At 57.9% G+C, this 22,018-nt stretch carries 23 protein-coding genes, 1 tRNA gene and 1 pseudogene; 4 read left to right on the top strand and 21 right to left on the bottom strand.

Annotated elements, in window-relative coordinates; genetic code table 11:
* Positions 1–13: 13 nt before the first annotated feature.
* The 15 genes from ispG to trmJ form a co-directional block, all read right to left on the bottom strand.
* The gene (gene ispG / locus ACIOYV_RS12950; RefSeq protein WP_401324149.1) at positions 14–1,123 is read right to left on the bottom strand and encodes a flavodoxin-dependent (E)-4-hydroxy-3-methylbut-2-enyl-diphosphate synthase; all 1,110 of its coding nucleotides are present in this window, start codon (positions 1,121–1,123) and stop codon (positions 14–16) included.
* A gap of 3 nt (positions 1,124–1,126) precedes the next feature.
* Entirely contained in the window at positions 1,127–2,158 is a 1,032-nt protein-coding gene (locus ACIOYV_RS12945) for a RodZ domain-containing protein (RefSeq protein WP_401324148.1), read from the bottom strand.
* Entirely contained in the window at positions 2,158–2,916 is a 759-nt protein-coding gene (gene pilW / locus ACIOYV_RS12940; RefSeq protein ID WP_054045376.1) for a type IV pilus biogenesis/stability protein PilW, read from the bottom strand. The genes ACIOYV_RS12945 and pilW overlap by 1 nt, the downstream gene beginning before the upstream one ends.
* A 17-nt stretch (positions 2,917–2,933) precedes the next feature.
* The gene (gene rlmN, locus ACIOYV_RS12935; protein ID WP_054045377.1) at positions 2,934–4,076 is read right to left on the bottom strand and encodes a 23S rRNA (adenine(2503)-C(2))-methyltransferase RlmN; all 1,143 of its coding nucleotides are present in this window, start codon (positions 4,074–4,076) and stop codon (positions 2,934–2,936) included.
* Positions 4,077–4,104: 28 nt separating this feature from the next.
* Positions 4,105–4,530 carry a nucleoside-diphosphate kinase gene (ndk, locus tag ACIOYV_RS12930; RefSeq protein WP_007916882.1) on the bottom strand — a complete coding sequence of 142 codons (426 nt, stop codon included), beginning with the start codon at positions 4,528–4,530 and terminating at the stop codon, positions 4,105–4,107.
* Positions 4,531–4,622: 92 nt separating this feature from the next.
* Positions 4,623–4,823, bottom strand: coding sequence for a Fe-S cluster assembly protein IscX (iscX, locus tag ACIOYV_RS12925; RefSeq protein ID WP_017340315.1), 201 nt, complete (start codon positions 4,821–4,823; stop codon positions 4,623–4,625).
* Between the two features lie 16 nt (positions 4,824–4,839).
* Positions 4,840–5,181, bottom strand: a complete 342-nt coding sequence (gene fdx / locus ACIOYV_RS12920) for an ISC system 2Fe-2S type ferredoxin (protein ID WP_054045379.1) — start codon at positions 5,179–5,181, stop codon at positions 4,840–4,842.
* Positions 5,181–7,046 carry a Fe-S protein assembly chaperone HscA gene (gene hscA, locus ACIOYV_RS12915; RefSeq protein ID WP_401324146.1) on the bottom strand — a complete coding sequence of 622 codons (1,866 nt, stop codon included), beginning with the start codon at positions 7,044–7,046 and terminating at the stop codon, positions 5,181–5,183. The genes fdx and hscA overlap by 1 nt, the downstream gene beginning before the upstream one ends.
* 51 nt (positions 7,047–7,097) lie before the next feature.
* The gene (gene hscB / locus ACIOYV_RS12910) at positions 7,098–7,619 is read right to left on the bottom strand and encodes a co-chaperone HscB (protein WP_290023670.1); all 522 of its coding nucleotides are present in this window, start codon (positions 7,617–7,619) and stop codon (positions 7,098–7,100) included.
* Between the two features lie 8 nt (positions 7,620–7,627).
* The gene (iscA, locus tag ACIOYV_RS12905; protein ID WP_054045385.1) at positions 7,628–7,951 is read right to left on the bottom strand and encodes an iron-sulfur cluster assembly protein IscA; all 324 of its coding nucleotides are present in this window, start codon (positions 7,949–7,951) and stop codon (positions 7,628–7,630) included.
* A gap of 34 nt (positions 7,952–7,985) precedes the next feature.
* Positions 7,986–8,372 carry a Fe-S cluster assembly scaffold IscU gene (iscU, locus tag ACIOYV_RS12900; protein WP_003443374.1) on the bottom strand — a complete coding sequence of 129 codons (387 nt, stop codon included), beginning with the start codon at positions 8,370–8,372 and terminating at the stop codon, positions 7,986–7,988.
* 84 nt (positions 8,373–8,456) lie between these two features.
* Positions 8,457–9,671, bottom strand: coding sequence for an IscS subfamily cysteine desulfurase (locus ACIOYV_RS12895; protein WP_054045387.1), 1,215 nt, complete (start codon positions 9,669–9,671; stop codon positions 8,457–8,459).
* A 50-nt stretch (positions 9,672–9,721) separates the two neighbouring features.
* Entirely contained in the window at positions 9,722–10,213 is a 492-nt protein-coding gene (gene iscR / locus ACIOYV_RS12890) for a Fe-S cluster assembly transcriptional regulator IscR (RefSeq protein WP_054045389.1), read from the bottom strand.
* A gap of 239 nt (positions 10,214–10,452) precedes the next feature.
* A complete protein-coding gene (gene cysE / locus ACIOYV_RS12885; protein ID WP_007903579.1) occupies positions 10,453–11,229 on the bottom strand; it encodes a serine O-acetyltransferase in 777 nt (258 codons plus the stop codon).
* Between the two features lie 2 nt (positions 11,230–11,231).
* Entirely contained in the window at positions 11,232–12,002 is a 771-nt protein-coding gene (gene trmJ / locus ACIOYV_RS12880; protein ID WP_054613614.1) for a tRNA (cytosine(32)/uridine(32)-2'-O)-methyltransferase TrmJ, read from the bottom strand.
* 170 nt (positions 12,003–12,172) lie between these two features.
* Between trmJ and suhB the strand changes: the two are divergent.
* Positions 12,173–12,859, top strand: a pseudogene (suhB, locus tag ACIOYV_RS12875) (inositol-phosphate phosphatase); the annotation flags it as partial.
* Positions 12,860–13,110: 251 nt separating this feature from the next.
* Here suhB and ACIOYV_RS12870 read toward each other — a convergent pair.
* From ACIOYV_RS12870 to queA, 6 genes are all read right to left on the bottom strand, one after another.
* A complete protein-coding gene (locus ACIOYV_RS12870) occupies positions 13,111–13,659 on the bottom strand; it encodes a glycine zipper 2TM domain-containing protein (RefSeq protein ID WP_163912239.1) in 549 nt (182 codons plus the stop codon).
* Between the two features lie 121 nt (positions 13,660–13,780).
* Positions 13,781–14,695, bottom strand: a complete 915-nt coding sequence (gene secF / locus ACIOYV_RS12865; protein ID WP_054613613.1) for a protein translocase subunit SecF — start codon at positions 14,693–14,695, stop codon at positions 13,781–13,783.
* A 9-nt stretch (positions 14,696–14,704) separates the two neighbouring features.
* Positions 14,705–16,573 carry a protein translocase subunit SecD gene (secD, locus tag ACIOYV_RS12860; protein WP_054045397.1) on the bottom strand — a complete coding sequence of 623 codons (1,869 nt, stop codon included), beginning with the start codon at positions 16,571–16,573 and terminating at the stop codon, positions 14,705–14,707.
* A gap of 63 nt (positions 16,574–16,636) precedes the next feature.
* Positions 16,637–16,975 carry a preprotein translocase subunit YajC gene (gene yajC, locus ACIOYV_RS12855; RefSeq protein WP_003185175.1) on the bottom strand — a complete coding sequence of 113 codons (339 nt, stop codon included), beginning with the start codon at positions 16,973–16,975 and terminating at the stop codon, positions 16,637–16,639.
* 43 nt (positions 16,976–17,018) lie between these two features.
* Positions 17,019–18,134, bottom strand: coding sequence for a tRNA guanosine(34) transglycosylase Tgt (gene tgt, locus ACIOYV_RS12850; protein WP_161807656.1), 1,116 nt, complete (start codon positions 18,132–18,134; stop codon positions 17,019–17,021).
* A 5-nt stretch (positions 18,135–18,139) separates the two neighbouring features.
* Positions 18,140–19,204, bottom strand: a complete 1,065-nt coding sequence (gene queA / locus ACIOYV_RS12845) for a tRNA preQ1(34) S-adenosylmethionine ribosyltransferase-isomerase QueA (protein ID WP_054045401.1) — start codon at positions 19,202–19,204, stop codon at positions 18,140–18,142.
* A 107-nt stretch (positions 19,205–19,311) separates the two neighbouring features.
* On the opposite strand from queA, the gene ACIOYV_RS12840 reads away from it, so the two are divergent.
* The 3 genes from ACIOYV_RS12840 to ACIOYV_RS12830 all read left to right on the top strand — a co-directional run bounded on the left by ACIOYV_RS12840 (position 19,312) and on the right by ACIOYV_RS12830 (position 21,987).
* Positions 19,312–19,396 (top strand) — tRNA-Leu (locus ACIOYV_RS12840).
* Between the two features lie 164 nt (positions 19,397–19,560).
* Entirely contained in the window at positions 19,561–20,802 is a 1,242-nt protein-coding gene (locus ACIOYV_RS12835; RefSeq protein WP_401324142.1) for a tyrosine-type recombinase/integrase, read from the top strand.
* Positions 20,803–21,048: 246 nt separating this feature from the next.
* On the top strand, positions 21,049–21,987 hold the full coding sequence (locus ACIOYV_RS12830) for a hypothetical protein (protein WP_401324140.1): 939 nt from the start codon (positions 21,049–21,051) through the stop codon (positions 21,985–21,987).
* Positions 21,988–22,018 lie beyond the last annotated feature (31 nt).

Genomic DNA, 22,018 nt, shown 5'->3' with positions numbered 1-22,018 from the left:
TAAATTTGTTCGATCAGCCGCGCGCGATAACCGCTGCGTCGGCTTCGACCTTTTCGGCCGCTTTCTGGCGGATCAAGCGTTCAAGCTCATCCACCAGATTTTCATTCGTCAGTTTCTGCGACGGCTTGCCGTCGATGTAAATCAGGTTTGGCGTGCCGCCGGTCAAGCCGATATGGGCTTCCTTGGCTTCGCCCGGCCCGTTGACCACGCAACCGATGACCGCGACATCCAGCGGCACCAGCAGATCTTCAAGGCGCCCTTCCAGCTCGTTCATGGTCTTGACCACATCGAAGTTCTGCCGCGAGCAGCTCGGGCAGGCGTTGAAGTAGATGCCACGGGAACGCAAGTGCAGGGATTTGAGAATGTCGTAGCCGACTTTCACTTCCTCGACCGGGTCAGCCGCCAACGAGATGCGAATAGTATCGCCAATCCCTTCGGCGAGCAGCATACCGAGGCCCACGGCGGATTTCACCGTGCCTGAACGCAAACCACCGGCTTCGGTGATGCCCAAGTGCAGCGGCTGGACGATTTCCTTGGCCAGCAAGCGGTAGGCGGCGACGGCCATGAACACGTCGGAAGCCTTCACGCTGACCTTGAAGTCCTTGAAATTCAGGCGTTCCAGGTGCTCGACGTGACGCAAAGCCGACTCGACCAGCGCAGCCGGGGTCGGCTCGCCGTATTTCTTTTGCAGGTCTTTTTCCAGGGAACCGGCGTTCACGCCGATACGGATCGGGATCCCGCGGTCACGGGCGGCATCGACCACCGCACGCACGCGATCTTCACGACCGATGTTGCCCGGGTTGATGCGCAGGCAGTCAACGCCCAGTTCGGCTACACGCAACGCGATCTTGTAGTCGAAGTGGATGTCGGCAACCAATGGCACCTTGACCAGTTGCTTGATCTTGCCGAAAGCCTCGGCGGCGTCCATGTCCGGCACCGAAATGCGCACGATATCGACGCCAGCGGCTTCCAGGCGATTGATCTGGGCCACGGTGGCGGCCACGTCATTGGTGTCGCTGTTGGTCATGCTCTGCACAGCGATAGGCGCATCGCCGCCAACAGGCACGTTACCGACCCAAATCTTGCGGGATTCGCGACGTTTGATTGGAGATTCGCCGTGCATGACTTATTGACCCAACTTCAGGCGAGCAGTCTCGCCACTGGTGAACGGAGCGACATCAACCACCTGACCGTTGTAGCTGACCTGTGCGCCACGGGCGAAGCCCAGACGCACGGCAAACGGTGGCTTGCCGCTCACGGAAACGTTTTCGCCTTTGCGCTTGAGACCGCTCAACAGCACTTTGCCGCTGGCATCAGTCACTTGCGTCCAGCAATCAGCAGTAAACAACAGTTGCACCGAGCCTTGGCCGGCCACTGGAGCGGCGGCTGGAGCAGTAACGGCCGGGGCAACCGGAGCCGTCGTAGTCGGCGCCGGAACGGCCGGTGCAGGTGCGGCTGGCGCGGCTGGCGCTGCGACCACAGGCGCAGCGTTATGAACAGGTGCTGCTGGCGTTACCGCCGGGGCTACCGGGGCCGCCGGAGCGGGTACGGCCGCTTCGGCTTCGGCCGGTGCTTCAGTCGATGTCTCGGATTGTGTCAACGGGAGAGCAGTGCCACCTTCAGTCTGACCTTCCGCGACAGCCTGGTCTTCCGGCTCGTCCAGCGGATGGATCTGGGTGGTACCGTCGGCACCTTCGACTTCAACGTGTTCCGGGGCCAAAGTCGCCAGGTCCTTGGTGCGCAGTGAGGTTTGATCCTGCCACCAGACAAAACCGCCGCCAATCACCGCGATCAGCAACAACAGGCTGACAATGCGCAAAATAGTATGAGAAACCCGAACCGGCTCTTCGATACGACCCAGGCTATGCACGTTGCTGCCTTGGGAGTCGGTGCCGGTGGACTGGTCGAATTGCTGGACCAGAACGGTCTGGTCCATGCCGAGCAATTTGGCGTACGCGCGAATATAACCGCGAGCGAAGGTGTGCCCTGGCAGCTTGTCGAACGCGCCGGCTTCCAGATTGCCCAAAGAATTGACGGTGAGGTTGAGCTTGAGGGCCACTTCGGCCAGCGACCAGCCATTGCTTTCGCGGGCCTGGCGCAAAGTGTCACCGGGGTTAACGCGATTCGCTGCTACAACTTCGGGATGCGCCGCTTTCATCATTGCTCCGACAGGTATTGCTGATATTCCGGCGTACCGGGATAGAGTCGTTTTAATTGCAGGCCAAAACTGGCGGCCTTGTCGCGATCTTCAAACACTTTCGCCAGCCGAACGCCGAGCAATAGACTACGTGCATTTTGTTCGGTGAGCAGGCTAAAACGGTCGTAATAGTCACGCGCGGGCACATAATGCCTGTCTTCGTAAGACAACTCAGCCATTTCCAGCAATGCACGCGGTTGTTGGCGGTTCAAACGCAGGGATTTTTCCAGTTGCTGCTGGGCCAGATCACGCTGGCCAAGCTTCGAGGCGGTCATGCCGAGGTTCTCGAACACCCGCGAACGCTCAGGATACAGGGTATCGGCGGCGGCCTGCTCAAAGCGTTCGTAGGCTTCCTTGTAACGTTTCTCTTCGTACAGAAAACTGCCGTAGTTGTTCAGGATGCGAGCATCGCCGGGACGGGAGGACAGCGCCTTGCGAAAATGCTGGTCGGCCAGCTCCGGCTCCATCTCGGCCTGGAATACCAGCCCCAGCGCCGCGTTGGCGTCAGGGTCGGAATCGTCCAGGTCCAGCGCCTTTTTCAACGGCACTTTCGCCCGCTCGGTCATCCCTTGCTGCAAGTACCCCAGCCCCAATTGCACGTAGGCAACACGCGCTTCATCGCGGCCCTTGCTGGTCTTCATCGGGTTGAAATCGCCCGACAGGACACAACCAGCACAAAGGCTGGCCAACAGCACAAGCAGCGCAAAGCGCAGGGACATAGAGATCCTCTCTTAATTTATTTCGCGGCGTTCTGCGCCATATCGTTCTCGGCGCTCAACTCGCGCACGGCGATATAACGTTCGCTGCGACGGGTGCGATCCAGCACCTGCCCTACCAATTGGCCACACGCGGCATCGATGTCTTCACCACGGGTGGTGCGTACAGTGACATTGAAGCCGGCATGGTGAAGCTGATCCTGGAAACGACGAATCGCGTTGTTGCTCGGACGCTCGTACCCGGAATGCGGGAACGGGTTAAACGGGATCAGGTTGATCTTGCACGGGATGTTCTTGAGCAACTCGATCATCTCGACCGCGTGTTCAACCTTGTCGTTGATGTCCTTGAGCAAGGTGTACTCGATGGTCAGCACGCGTTTTTCGCCCAGGGACGACATGTAGCGCTGGCACGACTCGAGCAGCATCTTAAGTGGATATTTTTTGTTGATCGGCACCAATTGGTTACGCAATGCGTCATTTGGTGCGTGCAGCGACAACGCCAGGGACACGTCGATGTGCTTGGACAGCTCATCGATCATCGGCACCACGCCCGAAGTGGACAGGGTCACGCGGCGCTTGGAGATCCCGTAGCCCAGGTCATCCATCATCAGATGCATGGCGGCCACGACGTTGTCGAAGTTCAGCAGCGGCTCACCCATGCCCATCATCACCACGTTGGTGATGGCACGGTCGGCGGTTGCCGGGATGCTGCCGAACGATTTATTGGCAATCCACACCTGGCCGATGACTTCGGCGGCGGTGAGGTTGCTGTTGAAACCTTGCTTGCCGGTGGAGCAGAAACTGCAATCCAGGGCACAGCCTGCCTGGGACGAAACGCACAGAGTGCCGCGTTTGCCCTGGGGAATGTAGACGGTCTCGACGCAGCTGCCGGACGCCACGCGCACCACCCACTTACGGGTGCCGTCGGTGGAAATGTCCTCGCTGACCACTTCTGGACCGCGAACTTCAGCAATTACCTTGAGCTTGTCGCGCAAGGCTTTGCTGACGTTCGTCATGGCGTCGAAATCATCGACGCCAAGGTGGTGAATCCATTTCATTACCTGACCGGCACGGAAACGCTTCTCCCCGATTGAGTCGAAGAATTTTTCCATTTCCAGCTGAGTCAGACCCAGCAGGTTAGTTTTTACAGTCGATGTAGTCATGGATTCACCTTCACTCATAAGCCAATGCTTAGCGAGTGGTTACTTCAGTAGCTGCGAAGAAGTACGAGATTTCGCGAGCAGCAGCGGCTTCGGAGTCCGAACCGTGCACAGCGTTGGCGTCGATGGAATCAGCGAAGTCAGCGCGGATGGTGCCGGCAGCAGCTTCTTTAGGGTTGGTAGCGCCCATCAGCTCACGGTTCAGAGCGATAGCGTTTTCGCCTTCCAGAACCTGAACAACAACCGGGCCGGAGATCATGAAAGCAACCAGGTCGCCGAAGAAACCGCGAGCGCTGTGCTCAGCGTAGAAGCCTTCAGCTTCGGCTTTGGACAGTTGCTTCAGTTTCGAAGCTACAACGCGCAGGCCAGCTTTTTCGAAACGAGTGGTGATCTCGCCGATAACGTTTTTTGCAACAGCGTCAGGCTTGATGATGGAGAAAGTACGTTGAACAGCCATGGTGTAACTCCAGAAACGGTAATTTGTGAAAAATTAAACCCGCGAATTATACGCGGGTTCTTTGGTATTGCCTAACTGCGTACGGCGCAGACTCAGTCTGCTTCTTCGATCCAGGCGGCCTGAATGGCTTCAAGCACCTTCTCGCCACCGCGGGTCGGATCATCACTGAACTCCGGCAATGCCAGCACCCATTTGTGCAGATCGACGAAGTTCACGTAGCGCGGGTCCACTTCTGGCTTGGATTCAGCCAGTTGGATCGCGATTTCCAGCACATCAACCCATTTCAGACTCATAAAACACTTCCTTGAATCAGTGCGGCGCTTCAGCTGCATGGTTGAGCGAGTATTTCGGAATCTCGACGGTCAGGTCTTCATTTCCGACGAGTGCCTGACAGGCTAGACGCGATTGCGCTTCCAGACCCCAGGCCCGATCAAGAAAATCTTCTTCCAGTTCGTCCGCTTCTTCCAGCGAGTCAAAGCCTTCACGAATGATGCAATGACACGTGGTGCACGCACAGACGCCGCCACAGGCGCTTTCCATCTCGATATGGTGCTCATGGGCGAGTTCAAGGATGGAAGTCCCCGGCTCAGCCTCGACAACCATGCCTTCCGGGCAAAACTTATCGTGTGGCAGAAAAATGACCTGCGGCATCAGTTATCCTCGATTTCATTCAGGTTGCGCCCCGCCAGCGCGGCTTTCACCGTCGAGTCCAGGCGGCGGGCAGCAAAGGCATCGGTCACTTGCGACAGACGCTTGGTCTGTTGCTCGATGGCATAACCATCGGTGCCTTTCATCAATTCGGTCAGTTCCTGCACTTGCATCTCGATGACCATGCGCTCTTCGGCGTCGAGCAGGCGCTCGCCATCGACTTCGAGGGCGCCCTGCACCGCTTCGATCAGGCGCTGGGCATCGACTTGTTGCTCACGCAACACACGGGCGACTTTGTCGTCGTTGGCGTGCTGGAACGAATCTTTGAGCATCTTGGCGATTTCGCCGTCGGTCAGGCCGTAGGACGGCTTGACCTGAATGCTGGCTTCCACGCCTGAACCCAATTCGCGGGCCGCGACACTGAGCAGACCGTCGGCATCGACCTGGAAGGTCACGCGAATCTTCGCCGCGCCGGCCACCATCGCTGGAATGCCGCGCAGTTCGAAACGGGCCAGGGAGCGGCAGTCGCTGATCAGCTCGCGCTCACCCTGCAAGACGTGGATCGCCATGGCCGACTGGCCATCTTTATAAGTGGTGAAATCCTGGGCGCGGGCGACAGGGATGGTGGTGTTGCGCGGAATCACCTTCTCCATCAGGCCGCCCATGGTTTCCAGCCCCAGGGACAACGGAATCACGTCGAGCAGCAGCAATTCGCCGCCATCGCGCTTGTTGCCAGCCAAGGTATCGGCCTGGATCGCGGCACCGATGGCCACCACTTGATCCGGATCGATTTCGGTCAGCGGTTGGCGACCAAAAGCTTCGGCGACAGCGTCGCGAACCCGAGGAACACGCGTCGAACCACCGACCATGACCACGGCGTGCACTTCTTCCAGTTCGATGCCGGAATCACGCACGGCGCGACGGCAGGCTTTCAGGCTGCGAGCGACCATCGGCTCGATCAGCGCATCAAAGGCTTCGCGGGTCAGCTGAGCTTTCCAGTCACCGTAAGCGACTTCAACGCTCGCCACAGTAGTCAGCGCTTCTTTGGCCGCACACGCGGTTTGCAGCAGATTACGTTGAGCACCCGGATCGAGGTCGGCGGACAAACCGGCGCTCTCGATGATCCAGCCAGCGATCGCGTGATCGAAGTCATCGCCGCCCAGGGCGCTGTCGCCACCGGTAGCCAACACTTCAAACACACCGCCGGTCAGGCGCAGAATCGAAATATCGAAAGTACCGCCGCCCAGGTCATAAATAGCGACCAGGCCTTCAGCATGCTGATCCAGACCGTAAGCCACCGCAGCGGCGGTCGGCTCATTGAGCAGACGCAGCACGTTCAGACCGGCCAGTTTGGCCGCATCCTTGGTGGCTTGACGCTGAGCGTCGTCGAAATAGGCGGGAACGGTGATCACCGCGCCGACCAATTCACCACCCAACGTCGCCTCGGCGCGCTGACGCAGCACCTTGAGGATTTCGGCGGAGACTTCGACCGGGCTTTTCGGGCCTTGCACAGTGTCGATGAACGGCATGTGCGACTCGCCACCGACAAAGCGGTATGGCAGTTGATCGCCCAATTGCTTGACGTCGGACAGACCACGACCCATCAAGCGCTTGACCGACAGCACAGTGTTCAAAGGATCGGTAGCGGCTGAAAGCTTGGCGGACTCGCCCACTTCCACGCGATCGGCGTGATAGCGCACGGCAGACGGCAGGATGACCTGGCCGTTGTCGTCAGCCAGAGGCTCGGAAAGACCACTGCGCAATGCAGCGACCAGCGAATTGGTAGTGCCCAAGTCGATCCCCACAGCCAGACGACGCTGGTGCGGTTGAGGACTTTGGCCGGGTTCGGCGATCTGCAGTAGGGCCATCGTAATCAGGACTTATCTGTCTATCAGGCGTGCGACCGGAGCGGCACTGGGTTAATCGTCGAGGCGCTCTTCTAACTGGCGCACTTCGTAGGTGAGCTTGTCGAGGAACTGCATGCGCCGCATCAGGCGTTCGGCCTGCTCACGTTGCGCTGCATCATCCCAACAGGCTGCGAAGCTTTCGTTCAGTTCATCCTGCGCAACTTTCAAGCGACGCTTGAACACGGCAATGCCGGCCAGGTCGGCGCTGTCTTGCAGGTCTTCGAGCTCTTCGCGCCATTGCATCTGCTGCAGAAGAAACTCCGGATCATGCACCGTGACTTCCAGTGGCAACTCGCGACCACCCATGGCGAGCAAATAACGCGCGCGTTTCGGGGGGGTTTTGAGCGTCTGGTAAGCCTCGTTGAGGTTCGCGGATTGCTCGAGCGCCAGCCGCTGCTCGCGCTCGGGAGCGTCGGCAAAGCGGTCTGGATGAACACCGCGCGCCAACTCACGATAGCGCGTGGCCAACTGCTCGAGATCCAGACGGAAACTCGGCTGCAGTTCAAATAAAGCGAAATGACAAGGAGTACCCACGCGCAGCCTCAGATGTTGAAGCTTTCGCCGCAGCCACATTCACCGCGTACGTTGGGATTGTTGAACTTGAAGCCTTCGTTCAACCCTTCCTTGACGAAATCGAGCTCGGTGCCGTCCAGGTAAGACAGGCTTTTCGGGTCGATAATCACTTTCTCGCCGTGACTTTCGAACACCTGATCCTCTGCAACCACCTCGTCGACGAACTCCAGCACGTAGGCAAGGCCGGAACAGCCTGTGGTGCGAACACCCAGACGAATCCCTTCACCTTTGCCGCGCCCGTTGAGGGAGCGTCGCACGTGTTGAGCTGCCGCTTCTGTCATGCTGATAGCCATCGGTGACTCCTTACTCGTCGCCAAATCTTGAAAGTCAGATCAAGCCTTTCTTCTGCTTGTAATCGCGAACGGCCGCTTTGATAGCGTCTTCAGCGAGTACGGAGCAGTGAATTTTTACTGGCGGCAGGGCCAGTTCTTCGGCCAGCTGAGTGTTTTTGATGGTCTCTGCTTCATCCAGAGTCTTGCCTTTCATCCACTCGGTCGCCAGGGAGCTGGAGGCGATAGCCGAACCGCAACCATAGGTCTTGAACTTGGCGTCTTCGATGATGCCTTGCTCGTTAACCTTGATCTGCAGACGCATCACGTCGCCGCACGCCGGAGCGCCGACCATGCCAGTGCCGACATCCGGGTCTTCCGCGTCCATCTTGCCGACGTTGCGCGGGTTCTCGTAGTGGTCGATGACCTTTTCGCTGTAAGCCATGATTCTTAATCCTCACTCATCAGAGAGTCGCTCTTGAAGCCCCGCAAACCGAGGTTTACAGGGCCGATTTGCGGCGACTTGAAATCAGTGTGCCGCCCACTCGATTTTCGAAATGTCGACACCGTCTTTGTACATGTCCCACAGCGGCGACAGAGTGCGCAGCTTGGTAACGGCCTCGCAGACTTTCTGCGCGGCGTAGTCGATTTCTTCTTCGGTAGTGAAACGGCCGAAGGTGAAGCGAATCGAGCTGTGTGCCAGTTCGTCGTTGCGGCCCAGGGCGCGCAGTACGTACGAAGGCTCAAGGGAAGCCGAGGTGCAGGCCGAACCGGACGAAACCGCCAAGTCTTTAAGGGCCATGATCAGCGACTCGCCTTCAACATAGTTGAAGCTCAGATTCAGGTTGTGCGGTACGCGGGCGGTCATGCTGCCGTTGATGTACAGCTCTTCCAGGCCTTCGACCTGCTTGAAGAAGCGGTCGCTCAAGGCTTTGATGCGCACGTTCTCGGCAGCCATATCTTCCTTGGCTACGCGGAAGGCTTCACCCATGCCGACGATCTGGTGGGTCGCCAGGGTGCCGGAACGCATGCCACGCTCGTGACCGCCGCCGTGCATGGTCGCTTCGATGCGAACACGCGGCTTGCGGCTGACGTACAGTGCGCCGATGCCTTTAGGACCGTAGGTCTTGTGGGCAGAGAACGACATCATGTCGACTTTCAGCTTCGACAGGTCGATGTCGACCTTGCCGGTGGACTGAGCCGCGTCAACGTGGAACAGAATGCCCTTGGAACGGGTCAGTTCGCCGATGGCTGCGATGTCGTTGACGGTGCCGATTTCGTTGTTCACGTGCATGATCGAAACCAGGATGGTGTCGTCACGCAGGGCAGCTTCAACCATTTCAGGCGTCACCAGACCATCGGTGCGCGGCTCGATGTAAGTCACTTCGAAGCCTTCACGCTCCAGTTGGCGCATGGTGTCGAGGACAGCCTTGTGCTCAATCTTGGTGGTGATCAGGTGTTTGCCCTTGGTCGCATAGAAATGCGCCGCACCCTTGATTGCCAGGTTGTCGGACTCGGTGGCACCGGAGGTCCAGACGATTTCACGCGGGTCGGCGTTGACCAGGTCTGCGACCTGACGACGAGCGTTTTCGACGGACTCTTCAGCTTTCCAGCCGAACACGTGGGAACGGGACGCCGGGTTACCGAAGTTTCCGTCGACCAGCAGGCATTCACTCATCTTTTGCGCGACACGCGGATCAACCGGGGTGGTCGCAGAGTAATCAAGGTAAATCGGCAATTTCATGAACTATCTCCTAAATCAGGCTGGCTGGCGTGCCGCTAGCTCTTTGGCTGTCATTCGACGGCGGACGCTTCAATCTTGTCCAGGCGTGGCGCCTTGCCATTGCAACGGCGCTGGTCCTGACGCTGGGCTACTTCTTGCACCTCACGGCGAGTCACAAGGTCAGCCAAGCTGATACCACTCAAAAATTCGTGAATCTGCAGGCTCAGATCGCACCACAAGTGGTGGGTCAGACAGGTGTCACCTTGATGGCAATCGCCCTGGCCCTGGCATTTGGTTGCATCGACCGATTCGTTTACCGCATCGATCACCTGGGCGACCTGAATGCCCTGCATGTCGCGGGACAGTTGGTAGCCGCCGCCCGGGCCGCGAACGCTGGAAACCAGATTGCTACGACGCAATTTGGCGAAAAGCTGTTCGAGGTAGGACAGGGAGATGCCTTGGCGCTCGGAGATATCGGCCAGGGACACCGGCCCGTGCTGCGCATGCAACGCCAAGTCAAGCATGGCGGTCACGGCGTATCGGCCTTTTGTAGTCAGTCTCATGGACAATTACCACGGAGTTCGGAATGGGGGCGAGTATGCTATTCCCGAGTATTTAAGTCAACTATAAGACCTAGTACTTTAGTCAGGTTTACCCGCAAAAGAGCGCGCGCATCATAGCAAATGCTGGCTGCGTACCACCAGCAAATGCGCGTTATCGTTCTTCGCGGGCAAGCCTCGCTCCTACATGGATTACGCCACCCCGTAGGAGCGAGGCTTGCCCGCGAAGCATTTGAAACGGTTTAGCTGGCCTGACTCTGGTCTTTGTCTTTCACGCAGGCGAAGTCTTCTTCGCGCAGCTCAGGCAGATCTTTCGCACAGTAATTGCTGCCCAGATCCTTCAGCGCCCCGCACATCCCCTCCAGACGGCCATCAACCGCCTGCAAATGATCGAGCAACTGATTAATGGCACGCGCGACCGGATCCGGCATATCTTCGCCAACACCGTAGGCATCGAAACCGATCTTCTCAGCCATGGCCTTGCGCTTGGCGTCCTGCTCTTCATCGGACTTGACGATGATCCGCCCTGGAATCCCGACCACCGTCGCACCCGGCGGAACAGCCTTGGTCACCACCGCATTGGAACCAACCTTGGCCCCGGCGCCGACTGTGAACGGACCGAGCACCTTGGCGCCCGCCCCCACCACAACGCCGTCTTCCAGGGTCGGGTGACGCTTGCCCTTGTTCCAACTGGTGCCGCCCAGGGTCACGCCTTGATAAAGGGTGACGTCATTGCCGATTTCAGCGGTTTCGCCGATGACAATGCCCATGCCGTGGTCAATAAAGAAGCGACGACCGACTTTGGCGCCCGGGTGAATCTCGATCCCGGTCAACCAGCGCCCGAAGTTCGACACCAACCGCGCCAGCCACTTCCAGCCCATGCCCCACAGGGCCGACGACAGGCGATGGATCCAGATCGCGTGCATGCCGGGGTAGCAGGTCAGGACTTCAAAAGCGTTACGCGCAGCCGGATCACGGTGGAAAACACTCTGGATATCTTCACGCAAACGCTCGAACATTTTTAATCCTTCCGCTTAAGAAGCTCGCCACGGGCCGCTTTCTGGGTTTCCGTGAGGATGCCACGCAATATATTCATTTCCGCCCGGCTGACCGAGCTTCGTCCGTACAACCGACGCAGGCGCGCCATCAAGTGCCTTGGCTTTTCCGGGTCGAGGAATTCGATGGCCACCAGGGTTTGTTCCAGGTGTTCATAGAATCGCTCAAGCTCATCCATGGTCGCCAGTTCACCGCTCTTGGTGGACGCCACTTCATCCTTCTCGACCTTGCTCGGCTGGCCTTGGGCCGCGAGCCAGGACATGCGCACTTCATAACTCAACACCTGCACCGCTGCCCCAAGGTTCAGCGAGCTGAACTCAGGGTCTGATGGGATGTGCACGTGATAATGACATCGCTGCAGCTCTTCATTGGTCAGGCCGGAATCTTCACGACCGAATACCAAGGCGATCTCGGCACCTTGCGCGGCTTCCTCGACGACTTTTGTACCGCATTCGCGGGGATCGAGCAGCGGCCAAGGGATACGACGGTCACGGGCACTGGTGCCGAGGACCAGATTGCAGCCGACCAAGGCATCTTCCAAAGTGGCGACGACTTGCGCGTTTTCAAGGATGTCCCCGGCGCCAGAGGCACGGGCATCGGCCTCGTGATGCGGGAACAACCGCGGTTCGACCAGCACCAGCCGCGACAGGCCCATGTTCTTCATGGCACGCGCAGCCCCGCCGATGTTGCCGGGATGGCTGGTATTGACCAGGACGACACGAATGTTATGCAACACGGGAGGCGATCTCGAACACAGAATTGGGGAGCCGAATCTTACAGCTCACGCTACCGTTAAGCTATGAAAGCGAACACCGACCTTCACCTGTAGAAAAGTTCTGATAGAATGCCCGGCTTTCTTTAACAACCTTAGGTGACACATCCATGCAGCCCATGCTGAATATCGCGCTGCGCGCCGCCGAACAGAAAATCATAGACGCGCTGCGCAAGGCCTACCCTACCCACGGCATTCTCGGTGAAGAAACCGGCATGCACCCGGGCAGCGGCGAAGGCGAAGAATACCTGTGGATCATCGATCCGCTGGACGGCACCACCAACTTCCTGCGCGGCATTCCACACTTCGCTGTCAGCATCGCCTGCAAATACCGCGGTCGCCTGGAACACGCTGTTGTTCTGGACCCGGTTCGCCAGGAAGAATTCACCGCCAGCCGTGGTCGCGGCGCTCAACTGAACGGTCGTCGTCTGCGCGTCAGCGGTCGCACCAGCCTGGACGGCGCCCTGCTGGGTACCGGCTTCCCGTTCCGTGACGACCAAATGGACAACCTCGACAACTACCTGGGTATGTTCCGCGCCCTGGTTGGCCAGACCGCCGGCATCCGCCGCGCAGGTTCGGCGAGCCTGGACCTGGCCTACGTGGCTGCCGGCCGTTTCGACGCGTTCTGGGAGTCGGGCCTGTCCGAGTGGGACATGGCTGCAGGCGCCCTGCTGATCCAGGAAGCCGGCGGCTTGGTGAGCGACTTCACCGGCGGTCACGACTTCCTTGAAAAAGGCCACGTCGTTGCTGGCAACACCAAATGCTTCAAAGCAGTCCTGACGGCCATCCAGCCGCACCTGCCGGCTTCGCTGAAACGCTAAGCGAACGCCCACAAAAAAAGCACCCTTCGGGGTGCTTTTTTTATGCCCATAGATTGACCCCAGCAACACCACCGACCAAATGTGGGAGCGAGCTTGCTCGCGATAGCGATCTTTCAGCCACATCATTTTTGACTGCCAGGCCCTCATCGCGAGCAAGCTCGCTCCCACAGGGGATTCGGGGTAACGGAGGAATTGAGGGCATAAAAAAGCACCCTTTCGGGTGCTTCTTTTTGTGCCTGGCAATCAGCTCATTACTGAGCCGGTTCGTTCTGCGACAGGATCAATTTACCTTCCTTGTCGACCGGAATCTGGTTGCCCGGATCGCGGTCCATCCGCACTTTGCCTTCCTTGCCATCCAGCGAATAACGGACGTCGTAGCCGACAACCTTGTCGCTGATGTCATTCACGGTGTTACAGCGAGTCTGGGTCGTGGTGTAGGTATCGCGATTCTGCATACCTTCCTGGACCTTGTTCCCCGCGTAGCCACCGCCAACAGCACCCGCCACGGTAGCAAGCTTCTTGCCGTTACCGCCGCCGATCTGGTTGCCGAGCAAACCACCGCCTACCGCACCCAGGACCGTACCGAGGATCTGGTGTTGATCCTTGACCGGCGCCTGACGGGTTACTGCAACATCCTTGCATACTTCACGTGGAGTCTTGATCTGTGTCTTAACCGGTTCAACGGCCAATACTTGCGCATACTCAGGGCCGCTTTTAACCAGGCTGTAGGTGGCAACAGCGCCCCCGGCAGTCACACCGACAGCACCCAGTACCGCACCAACCAGCAACGACTTGTTCACATGAACCTCCTGACCATCACATGCGGATCGTTGTCCGCGCTTCTCCCAGCCTTGGAGCACAAAAAAAGGCGCGAGTTCAACTCGCGCCTTTTTTGGCAGACAGCTGGGAAAACGATGGCCGTTATGGACGGTCGTCGATTTCCTTCTCGGTCGCCGCAGGAGGAATCAGATCCTCGCTGCTCAGGTTCAGCCAGATCAGCACCACGTTCGCGATGTAGATCGACGAGTAGGTACCCGCCAGAACACCGATGAACAGGGCGATGGAGAAGCCGAACAGGTTGTCGCCACCGAAGAACAACAGTGCCGCGATCGCCAGCAAGGTGGAGATCGACGTCGCCATGGTCCGCAGCAGGGTTTGCGTGGTCGAGATGTTGATGTTCTCGATCAGGGTCGCCTTGCGCAGTACACGGAAGTTCTCACGAACCCGGTCGAATACCACGATGGTGTCGTTGAGCGAGTAACCGATGATCGCAAGCACCGCCGCCAGCACCGTCAGATCGAAAGTGATCTGGAAGAACGACAGGATACCGATGGTCACGATCACGTCGTGGATCAGCGAAACAATGGCGCCGACTGCGAACTTCCACTGAAAGCGGAAAGCCAGGTAGATCAGGATGCCGCCCAGCGCCATCAGCATGCCGAGGCCGCCCTGGTCGCGCAGCTCTTCACCGACCTGCGGGCCGACGAACTCGACGCGCTTGACCGTCGCCGGGTTATCGCCGCCGACCTTCAGCAATGCTTCAGCGACCTGGTGACCCAGTTGCGGGTCTTCGCCAGGCATACGCACCAGCAGGTCGGTAGTTGCACCGAAGCTCTGCACGATGGCTTCGTGGTAACCCGACTCAGTGAGTTGGGTACGCACCTTGGATACATCGGCCGGACGCTCGTAGGTCAGCTCGATGAGCGTACCGCCGGTGAAGTCCAGGCCCCAGTTCATGCCCTTGTGCCAGCAGCTGAACAACGCCAGTGCGGTAAGGAACAATGTGACGCCGAACGCGAAGTTGCGAACGCCCATGAAGTTGATTGTACGTAACATGGCAGCCCCTTAAATCCACAACTTCTTGAAGTCCCGACCGCCGAAGATCAGGTTGACCATCGCGCGGGTCACCATGATGGCCGTGAACATCGAGGTAAAGATCCCGAGGGACATGGTCACTGCGAAGCCTTTGACCGGGCCGGTGCCCATCGCAAAGAGAATCCCGCCGACCAGCAATGTTGTCAGGTTGGCGTCGAGAATCGCGGTGAATGCCCGGCCGAAGCCTTCGTTGATTGCCCGTTGTACGGTCATGCCCGCCGCAATCTCTTCACGAATCCGCGAGAAGATCAGAACGTTGGCGTCGACCGCCATACCCATGGTCAATACGATACCGGCGATACCCGGCAGGGTCAGCGTTGCACCCAGCAGCGACATCAAGGCCAGCAGCAACACCATGTTCACGGCCAGAGCGACAGTGGCGATGATGCCGAAGAAGCGGTAGATGGCGATGATGAACAGCGAGACAAACAGCATGCCCCACAGCGATGCATCGATACCTTTGGTGATGTTGTCGGCACCCAGGCTCGGGCCAATGGTGCGCTCTTCAGCGAAGTACATTGGTGCAGCCAGACCACCGGCACGCAGCAGCAGCGCCAGTTCGGACGACTCGCCCTGACCGTTCAGGCCAGTGATGCGGAACTGAGCACCCAGCGGCGACTGGATGGTCGCCAGGCTGATGATCTTCTTCTCTTCTTTAAACGTTTGAACGGCTACGTCTTTTTCGACGCCATCAACCACTTGCTTGGTGTAAGTGGTGACAGGACGCTGCTCGATGAAGATTACCGCCATGCTGCGACCGACGTTGCTGCGAGTCGCACGACTCATCAGCTCGCCACCGTGACCATCCAGACGGATGTTCACTTCTGGCGTGCCGTGCTCGCCGAAGCCAGCCTTGGCGTCAGTGACCTGGTCACCGGTGATGATCAGGCCACGCTCGATCTGTGCCGGCGGACGCTTGCCTTCACGGAACTCGAAGCTTTCGGAAGTGGCTTTCGAAGCGCCTGGCTCTGCAGCCAGACGGAACTCGAGGTTGGCCGTCTTGCCGAGGATACGCTTGGCTTCTGCGGTGTCCTGCACGCCCGGCAGCTCAACCACGATGCGGTTGGCACCCTGACGCTGGACGATCGGCTCAGCAACACCCAGTTCGTTGACGCGGTTACGTACCGTGGTCAAGTTCTGCTTGATGGAGTATTCACGGATTTCCGCCAGCTTGGCCGGGGTCATCGCCAGACGCAGCACCGGTTGACCATTCAGGTCGGCCGGAACAATGTCGAAATCGTTGAAGTTCTTGCGGACCAGCGCGCGGGCTTGTTCGCGGGTTGCTTCATCAGTAAAGCCCAGCTGAATGGCGCCATTGAGTTGCGGCAGGCTGCGATAGCGCAGTTTCTCTTTACGCAACAGGCTCTTGACGTCGCCTTCGTAGACTTTCAGGCGTGCGTCGAGGGCTTTGTCCATGTCCACTTCCAGCAGGAAGTGCACACCACCGGACAAGTCCAGACCCAGCTTCATCGGGTGCGCGCCGAGGCTGCGCAGCCATTGCGGGGTGGTTTGTGCCAGGTTCAGTGCAACGACGTAGTCATCACCCAATGCCTTGCGCACAACATCCTTGGCAGGCAATTGGTCTTCAGCCTTGGTCAGGCGAATCAGGCCGCCCTTGCCGTTGGCCGACAGCGTGGCTGCCTTGACGTTGATCCCGGATTCCTTGAGCGCAGTGCTCACACGATCCAGATCAGCCTGATTGACCAACAGTGCAGTACTTGCACCGCTGACCTGAATGGCCGGGTCATCAGGGTAAAGATTGGGAGCGGAATAAATCAGACCGACCGCCAGCACCGCCAGGATCAGAATGTATTTCCACAGAGGGTATTTGTTCAGCATCACGCCGCCCGCTTATGACGCGGGGCGCCTTGCGCGCCCCGTCGATTGAGTAGAAGTTGAAACTTAGATCGCTTTTAGCGTGCCTTTTGGCAGCGTGGCGGCGATGGCGCCTTTCTGGAACTTCATTTCCACGGTGTCGGAAACTTCCAGAACCACGAAATCGTCTGCCACTTTAGTGATCTTGCCGGCGATACCACCGGTGGTCACAACTTCGTCGCCTTTTTGCAGGCTGCCGAGCAGGTTCTTCTGTTCTTTGGCGCGCTTGGCCTGTGGACGCCAGATCATCAGGTAGAAGATGACCAGGAAACCGACCAGGAAAATCCACTCAAAACCGCCACCCATTGGGCCTGCAGCTGCCGGTGCAGCAGCGTCGGCCATGGCATTAGAGATAAAAAAGCTCATTTAGCACTCCAGTTGCAAATGTTGAATCTTGGGGTCAGAAAACTCAGTCCAAAGGCGGAACAGGTAGCCCGCGTTTGGCGTAGAAGGCATCGACAAAGGCGGCCAATGTACCCTGTTGAATAGCCTCGCGCAAACCAGCCATAAGCACCTGGTAATGGCGCAAATTGTGGATGGTATTCAACATGCTACCCAGCATTTCGCCGCACTTGTCCAGATGGTGCAGATAAGCACGGGAGAAGTTCTGGCAGGTGTAGCAATCGCAGGTCGGATCCAGCGGCGAATCATCATGGCGATGGAACGCGTTACGGATCTTCAGCACGCCTGTATCAATGAACAGATGCCCATTGCGGGCATTACGGGTTGGCATCACGCAATCGAACATGTCCACACCGCGGCGCACACCCTCAACCAGATCTTCCGGTTTGCCAACGCCCATAAGGTAACGAGGTTTGTCAGCCGGCATCAGGCCTGGCAGATAATCCAGCACCTTGATCATCTCGTGCTTGGGCTCGCCCACCGACAGACCGCCAATGGCCAGGCCATCGAAGCCGATCTTGTCGAGGCCTTCCAGGGAGCGCATGCGCAGGTCCTGGTGCATGCCGCCCTGCACGATGCCGAACAGCGCCGCCGTGTTGTCGCCATGGGCGTTTTTCGAACGCTGGGCCCAACGCAACGACAGCTCCATGGACACGCGAGCGACGTCTTCGTCGGCCGGGTACGGGGTGCATTCGTCGAAAATCATCACGATGTCGGAGCCCAGATCACGCTGGACCTGCATCGACTCTTCCGGGCCCATGAACACTTTGGCGCCATCGACCGGGGAGGCGAAGGTCACGCCCTCCTCCTTGATCTTGCGCATCGCGCCCAGGCTGAACACCTGAAAACCGCCGGAGTCTGTAAGAATCGGGCCTTTCCACTGCATGAAATCGTGCAGGTCGCCGTGCTTCTTGATCACTTCGGTGCCAGGACGCAGCCACAAGTGGAAGGTGTTGCCCAGAATGATTTCCGCGCCGGTGGCGGTGATATCCCGCGGCAACATGCCCTTGACCGTACCGTACGTGCCCACCGGCATGAAGGCCGGGGTCTCGACGGTGCCGCGCGGGAAGGTCAAACGACCGCGACGCGCCTTGCCGTCAGTGGCCAGCAGTTCAAACGACATACGACTCATACAGTTTCCTCAGGGCCCGATTCTTTAGGGGCAGTCGGCGCAGGATTACGGGTGATAAACATCGCATCACCGTAGCTGAAAAAGCGGTAACCATGCTCCACCGCTGCTTTGTAGGCAGCCATGGCTTCGGGATAACCGGCGAACGCCGAAACCAGCATCAACAGCGTGGATTCGGGCAAATGGAAATTGGTGACCAGGGCATCGACCACATGGAACGGCCGGCCCGGGTAGATAAAGATGTCCGTGTCGCCACTGAACGGCTTGAGCACGCCATCGCGGGCGGCGCTTTCCAGGGAACGCACGCTGGTGGTCCCCACCGCCACCACCCGACCGCCGCGCGCACGGCACGCGGCCACCGCATCCACCACGTCCTGGCCGACTTCCAGCCATTCGGTGTGCATGTGGTGGTCTTCGATCTTCTCGACGCGCACCGGCTGGAACGTGCCCGCACCGACGTGCAAGGTCACGAAAGCGGTCTCGACGCCCTTGGCGGCAATTGCCTCCATCAGCGGCTGATCGAAATGCAGCCCGGCCGTCGGCGCCGCCACCGCGCCCAGGCGCTCGGCATACACGGTCTGATAACGCTCGCGGTCCGAACCTTCATCCGGGCGATCTATATAAGGAGGCAGCGGCATGTGCCCGACGCGATCCAGCAGCGGCAACACCTCTTCGGTGAAGCCCAACTCGAACAACGTGTCGTGCCGCGCCAGCATTTCTGCCTCGCCGCCGCCGTCGATCAGGATCTTCGAACCGGGCTTGGGCGACTTGCTGGAACGCACATGCGCCAGCACGCGATGACTGTCGAGCACCCGCTCCACCAGAATTTCCAGCTTGCCACCGGAAGCCTTCTGGCCAAACAGCCGCGCCGGAATCACCCGGGTATTGTTGAACACCATCAAATCGCCCGGGCGCAAATGCTCGAGCAAATCAGTGAATTGACGGTGCGCCAGGGCGCCGCTGACCCCATCCAGGGTCAACAGGCGACTGTTGCGACGCTCGGCCAAAGGGTGGCGAGCAATCAGCGAATCAGGGAGTTCGAAAGTAAAGTCAGCAACGCGCATGATGGGGTTCGTCTAGCAGGGGCCGGAAGTCTAGCCGAAATAGTGAAAATTCTCTATGTACCTGATTGACCGACGGTAATCTCATCTCTATACTTCGCCGCCATTGAGCCCTGATGGCGGAATTGGTAGACGCGGCGGATTCAAAATCCGTTTTCGAAAGGAGTGGGAGTTCGAGTCTCCCTCGGGGCACCATATAGCAGTATCTGAAAGTCTCTACCAGGCTTTCAGACCCAGAGAAACCGGCCACCTGGCCGGTTTTTTTGTGCCTGGCTATCTACCTCTATCTCCCCTTATCCGTTGTATCCCTGTATCCCTGCTTGTATCCTGAGAAAAGTACCGAACTTTGGGATACAAGGATGAAGCGCGCAGACATCAAGCGCCGCCCTCTCGCAGACACGACACTTGCAGGGCTGGAGCCGGAATCAAAGGAATACCGAGAGCTGGACGGAAACGGCCTCTACTTCAGGGTCAAACCTGATGGCGGCAAGTCCTGGCAATTGCGCTACAAACGCCCGGCAGGCAATTGGGCTTGGATGGGGCTCGGGGGTTATCCGGAAATAAGCGGTGCATTGGCACGGGACAAGGCGGCCGACCTACGCAAAGTCGTCAGCAGCGGTGCCGACCCTCTCGAACAGAAGCGATCTGCCAAAGCAGCCATTAACGCTGCCAAGACTCGGACCTTTCGAGCGGCTGCTGAAGCTTGGCTGAAGGCCAAAGAAGAAAAGGGCCTCGCTGCTTCCACCCTTAACAAAATCCGCACCTACCTCGATAAAGACATACTCCCAGCATTGGGAGACAAGCCCCTCGACGAAATCACCCGTACCGACTGCGCGGATCTTCAGGCATCCCTCGAAGCCCGAAACGCACACAACGTGGCGGAAAAGTGCCGCACCTGGGTCAACCAGATCTTCGGCCGCGCTATCGGCTTAGGACTTACCGAAAACGATCCGGGCAGTCGCCTTCGTGACATTGCAGCTCAGGCCCCTAAGACTCAGCAACATCCACACTTACTGGAACCCGAGCTGGCTGAATTCCTTCACGCACTCAAAAACACTCCGAGCAGACTGACAGCCCGCACAGCTGCGTGGCTTTGTCTATGGACAGCATCGCGCCCGGGCATGGTCCGTTTGGCAGAATGGAAAGAGTTCGACCTTGAGAAAGCCATTTGGACGACGCCTGCTGCCAAGATGAAGATGCGTCGGGATTTTGTGTGCCCCCTTCCCCGCCAAGCTGTTACCGCCCTGAAGGATCTGCATTGCCTAACAGGACGGAGTCGCTGGCTTTTCCCCGGCGTAGGAGCCAAGAACCCAACCATCAGCGAAAACACAATAAACAAAGTCTTCGCGACCATCGGCTACAAAGGTCGCCTCGTTGGGCACGGTACTCGACACACCGCGAGCACGTTGCTTCGAGAACATGGCTGGCCGAAGGAGCATGTTGAAGCGCAGCTAGCTCACAAAGAAGAAGGTATTTCAGGGGTCTACAACAAAGCTCAATACTTTGAGCAGCGCATAACGATGATGCAGTGGTATGCCGATCATCTTGATGGACTTGCAGATGGCAATGTAACGCAAGGCCAGTTTGGAAAAGCAATATGACTTCCCATCCTAGCACCCACTGCAAAACCAGTGTAACGCGTGTTACAGGTGTAACAACAAACCTTAAACCTTTGATTTTAATGCATTATTCTCAAGTTACACACAGCTCAACGCAAACCCTTTCTATGTGTAACATCGTTAAGTCGTGTAACAGGGATCTGCCCCTTTCAGCCCCGCTGGCGGCGGCTCCATATGACGTGCGTCGCTGCGATAACACACCATTTTCGGGGCCACGGGGGAGCTAGAATGGATATTGAACTGGGCACTGAAACGGCAGAGCTGGAAATTGCAGGGGTCGACGTTGAGTGCCTAATTAGGGACATGGACGATGTCGAAACAGCAGTACTTGAGTTAGCGCTGTATCCCCAATTCAACGCCTATTTCCGAGAAGCGTTCGATCTTATCAATGCTGCCACGTCATTCTGGCTTGAAGATGGCTCCTACGCACTGTGTGCCGAGTCCGCGACAGGAGCCTTGTTTAGACTCCGTGACGTCATCAATGAACAAGCCAGTGCAACGGAAGCTGGCTCATTGCCGAATGTAATTCGACACCTCCCAGGCTTCAATCATCAAGCGACGGATTCGCAACTGGTCGCAGCCTACACCCTAGTGCTCGGTACCCAAGCATTGGAGGTCCTCGCGAATTGGCTATTCGAGCTTGAGCTTGCGACCTACGACATCGATGCCGATCTGATAGAGCAACTGAGAAATGATTCTCCGCGCCAGTACCTCGCCCTTATCGAAAAAGAACGATACCGACGTAGCGGAGTTGAAATTAAAGCACGAGAGCAATTCGCTGTTTTTATGGGAGAGGCTAACCAGACGCTGTTGATGGCAAATATTTATCAACAATTGGAGCATATTGATGTATCCAAAAATGGCTTCAACACATCAAGTCTAATGCACCAAATACTCGACGAAGCTTTCTCAGCGAAAGCAACGAAGCGTGGCCAAGAAGCAGGTAAAGGCAACTTGGACCCCAGCTCAAAAATACAAACGGAAACCATGGATCGACGGTCAAAGATCATGGCTGCCGCAGAAACGATTATTGTTGGACGCAAGATTGAGAAGCGAAGCCTCAGCGATGCGGAGCTAACCAACCTCCTTTTCAGTCAAACAATACATGGCACAAAAAAAACCATTCGAGAGCATTTGACCGCCCTAGGCCTTAGACCCCTGAAATAAAAAAGGGAACAGACACAGTCCGTTCCCTCTC

Origin of the sequence: Pseudomonas sp. NPDC087342 (assembly GCF_044744265.1) — a bacterium.
Classification (GTDB): Bacteria; Pseudomonadota; Gammaproteobacteria; order Pseudomonadales; family Pseudomonadaceae; genus Aquipseudomonas; species Aquipseudomonas nunensis.
The sequence above is the reverse complement of the archived record's forward strand: the minus strand, read 5'-3'. Positions and strand labels throughout refer to the sequence as shown.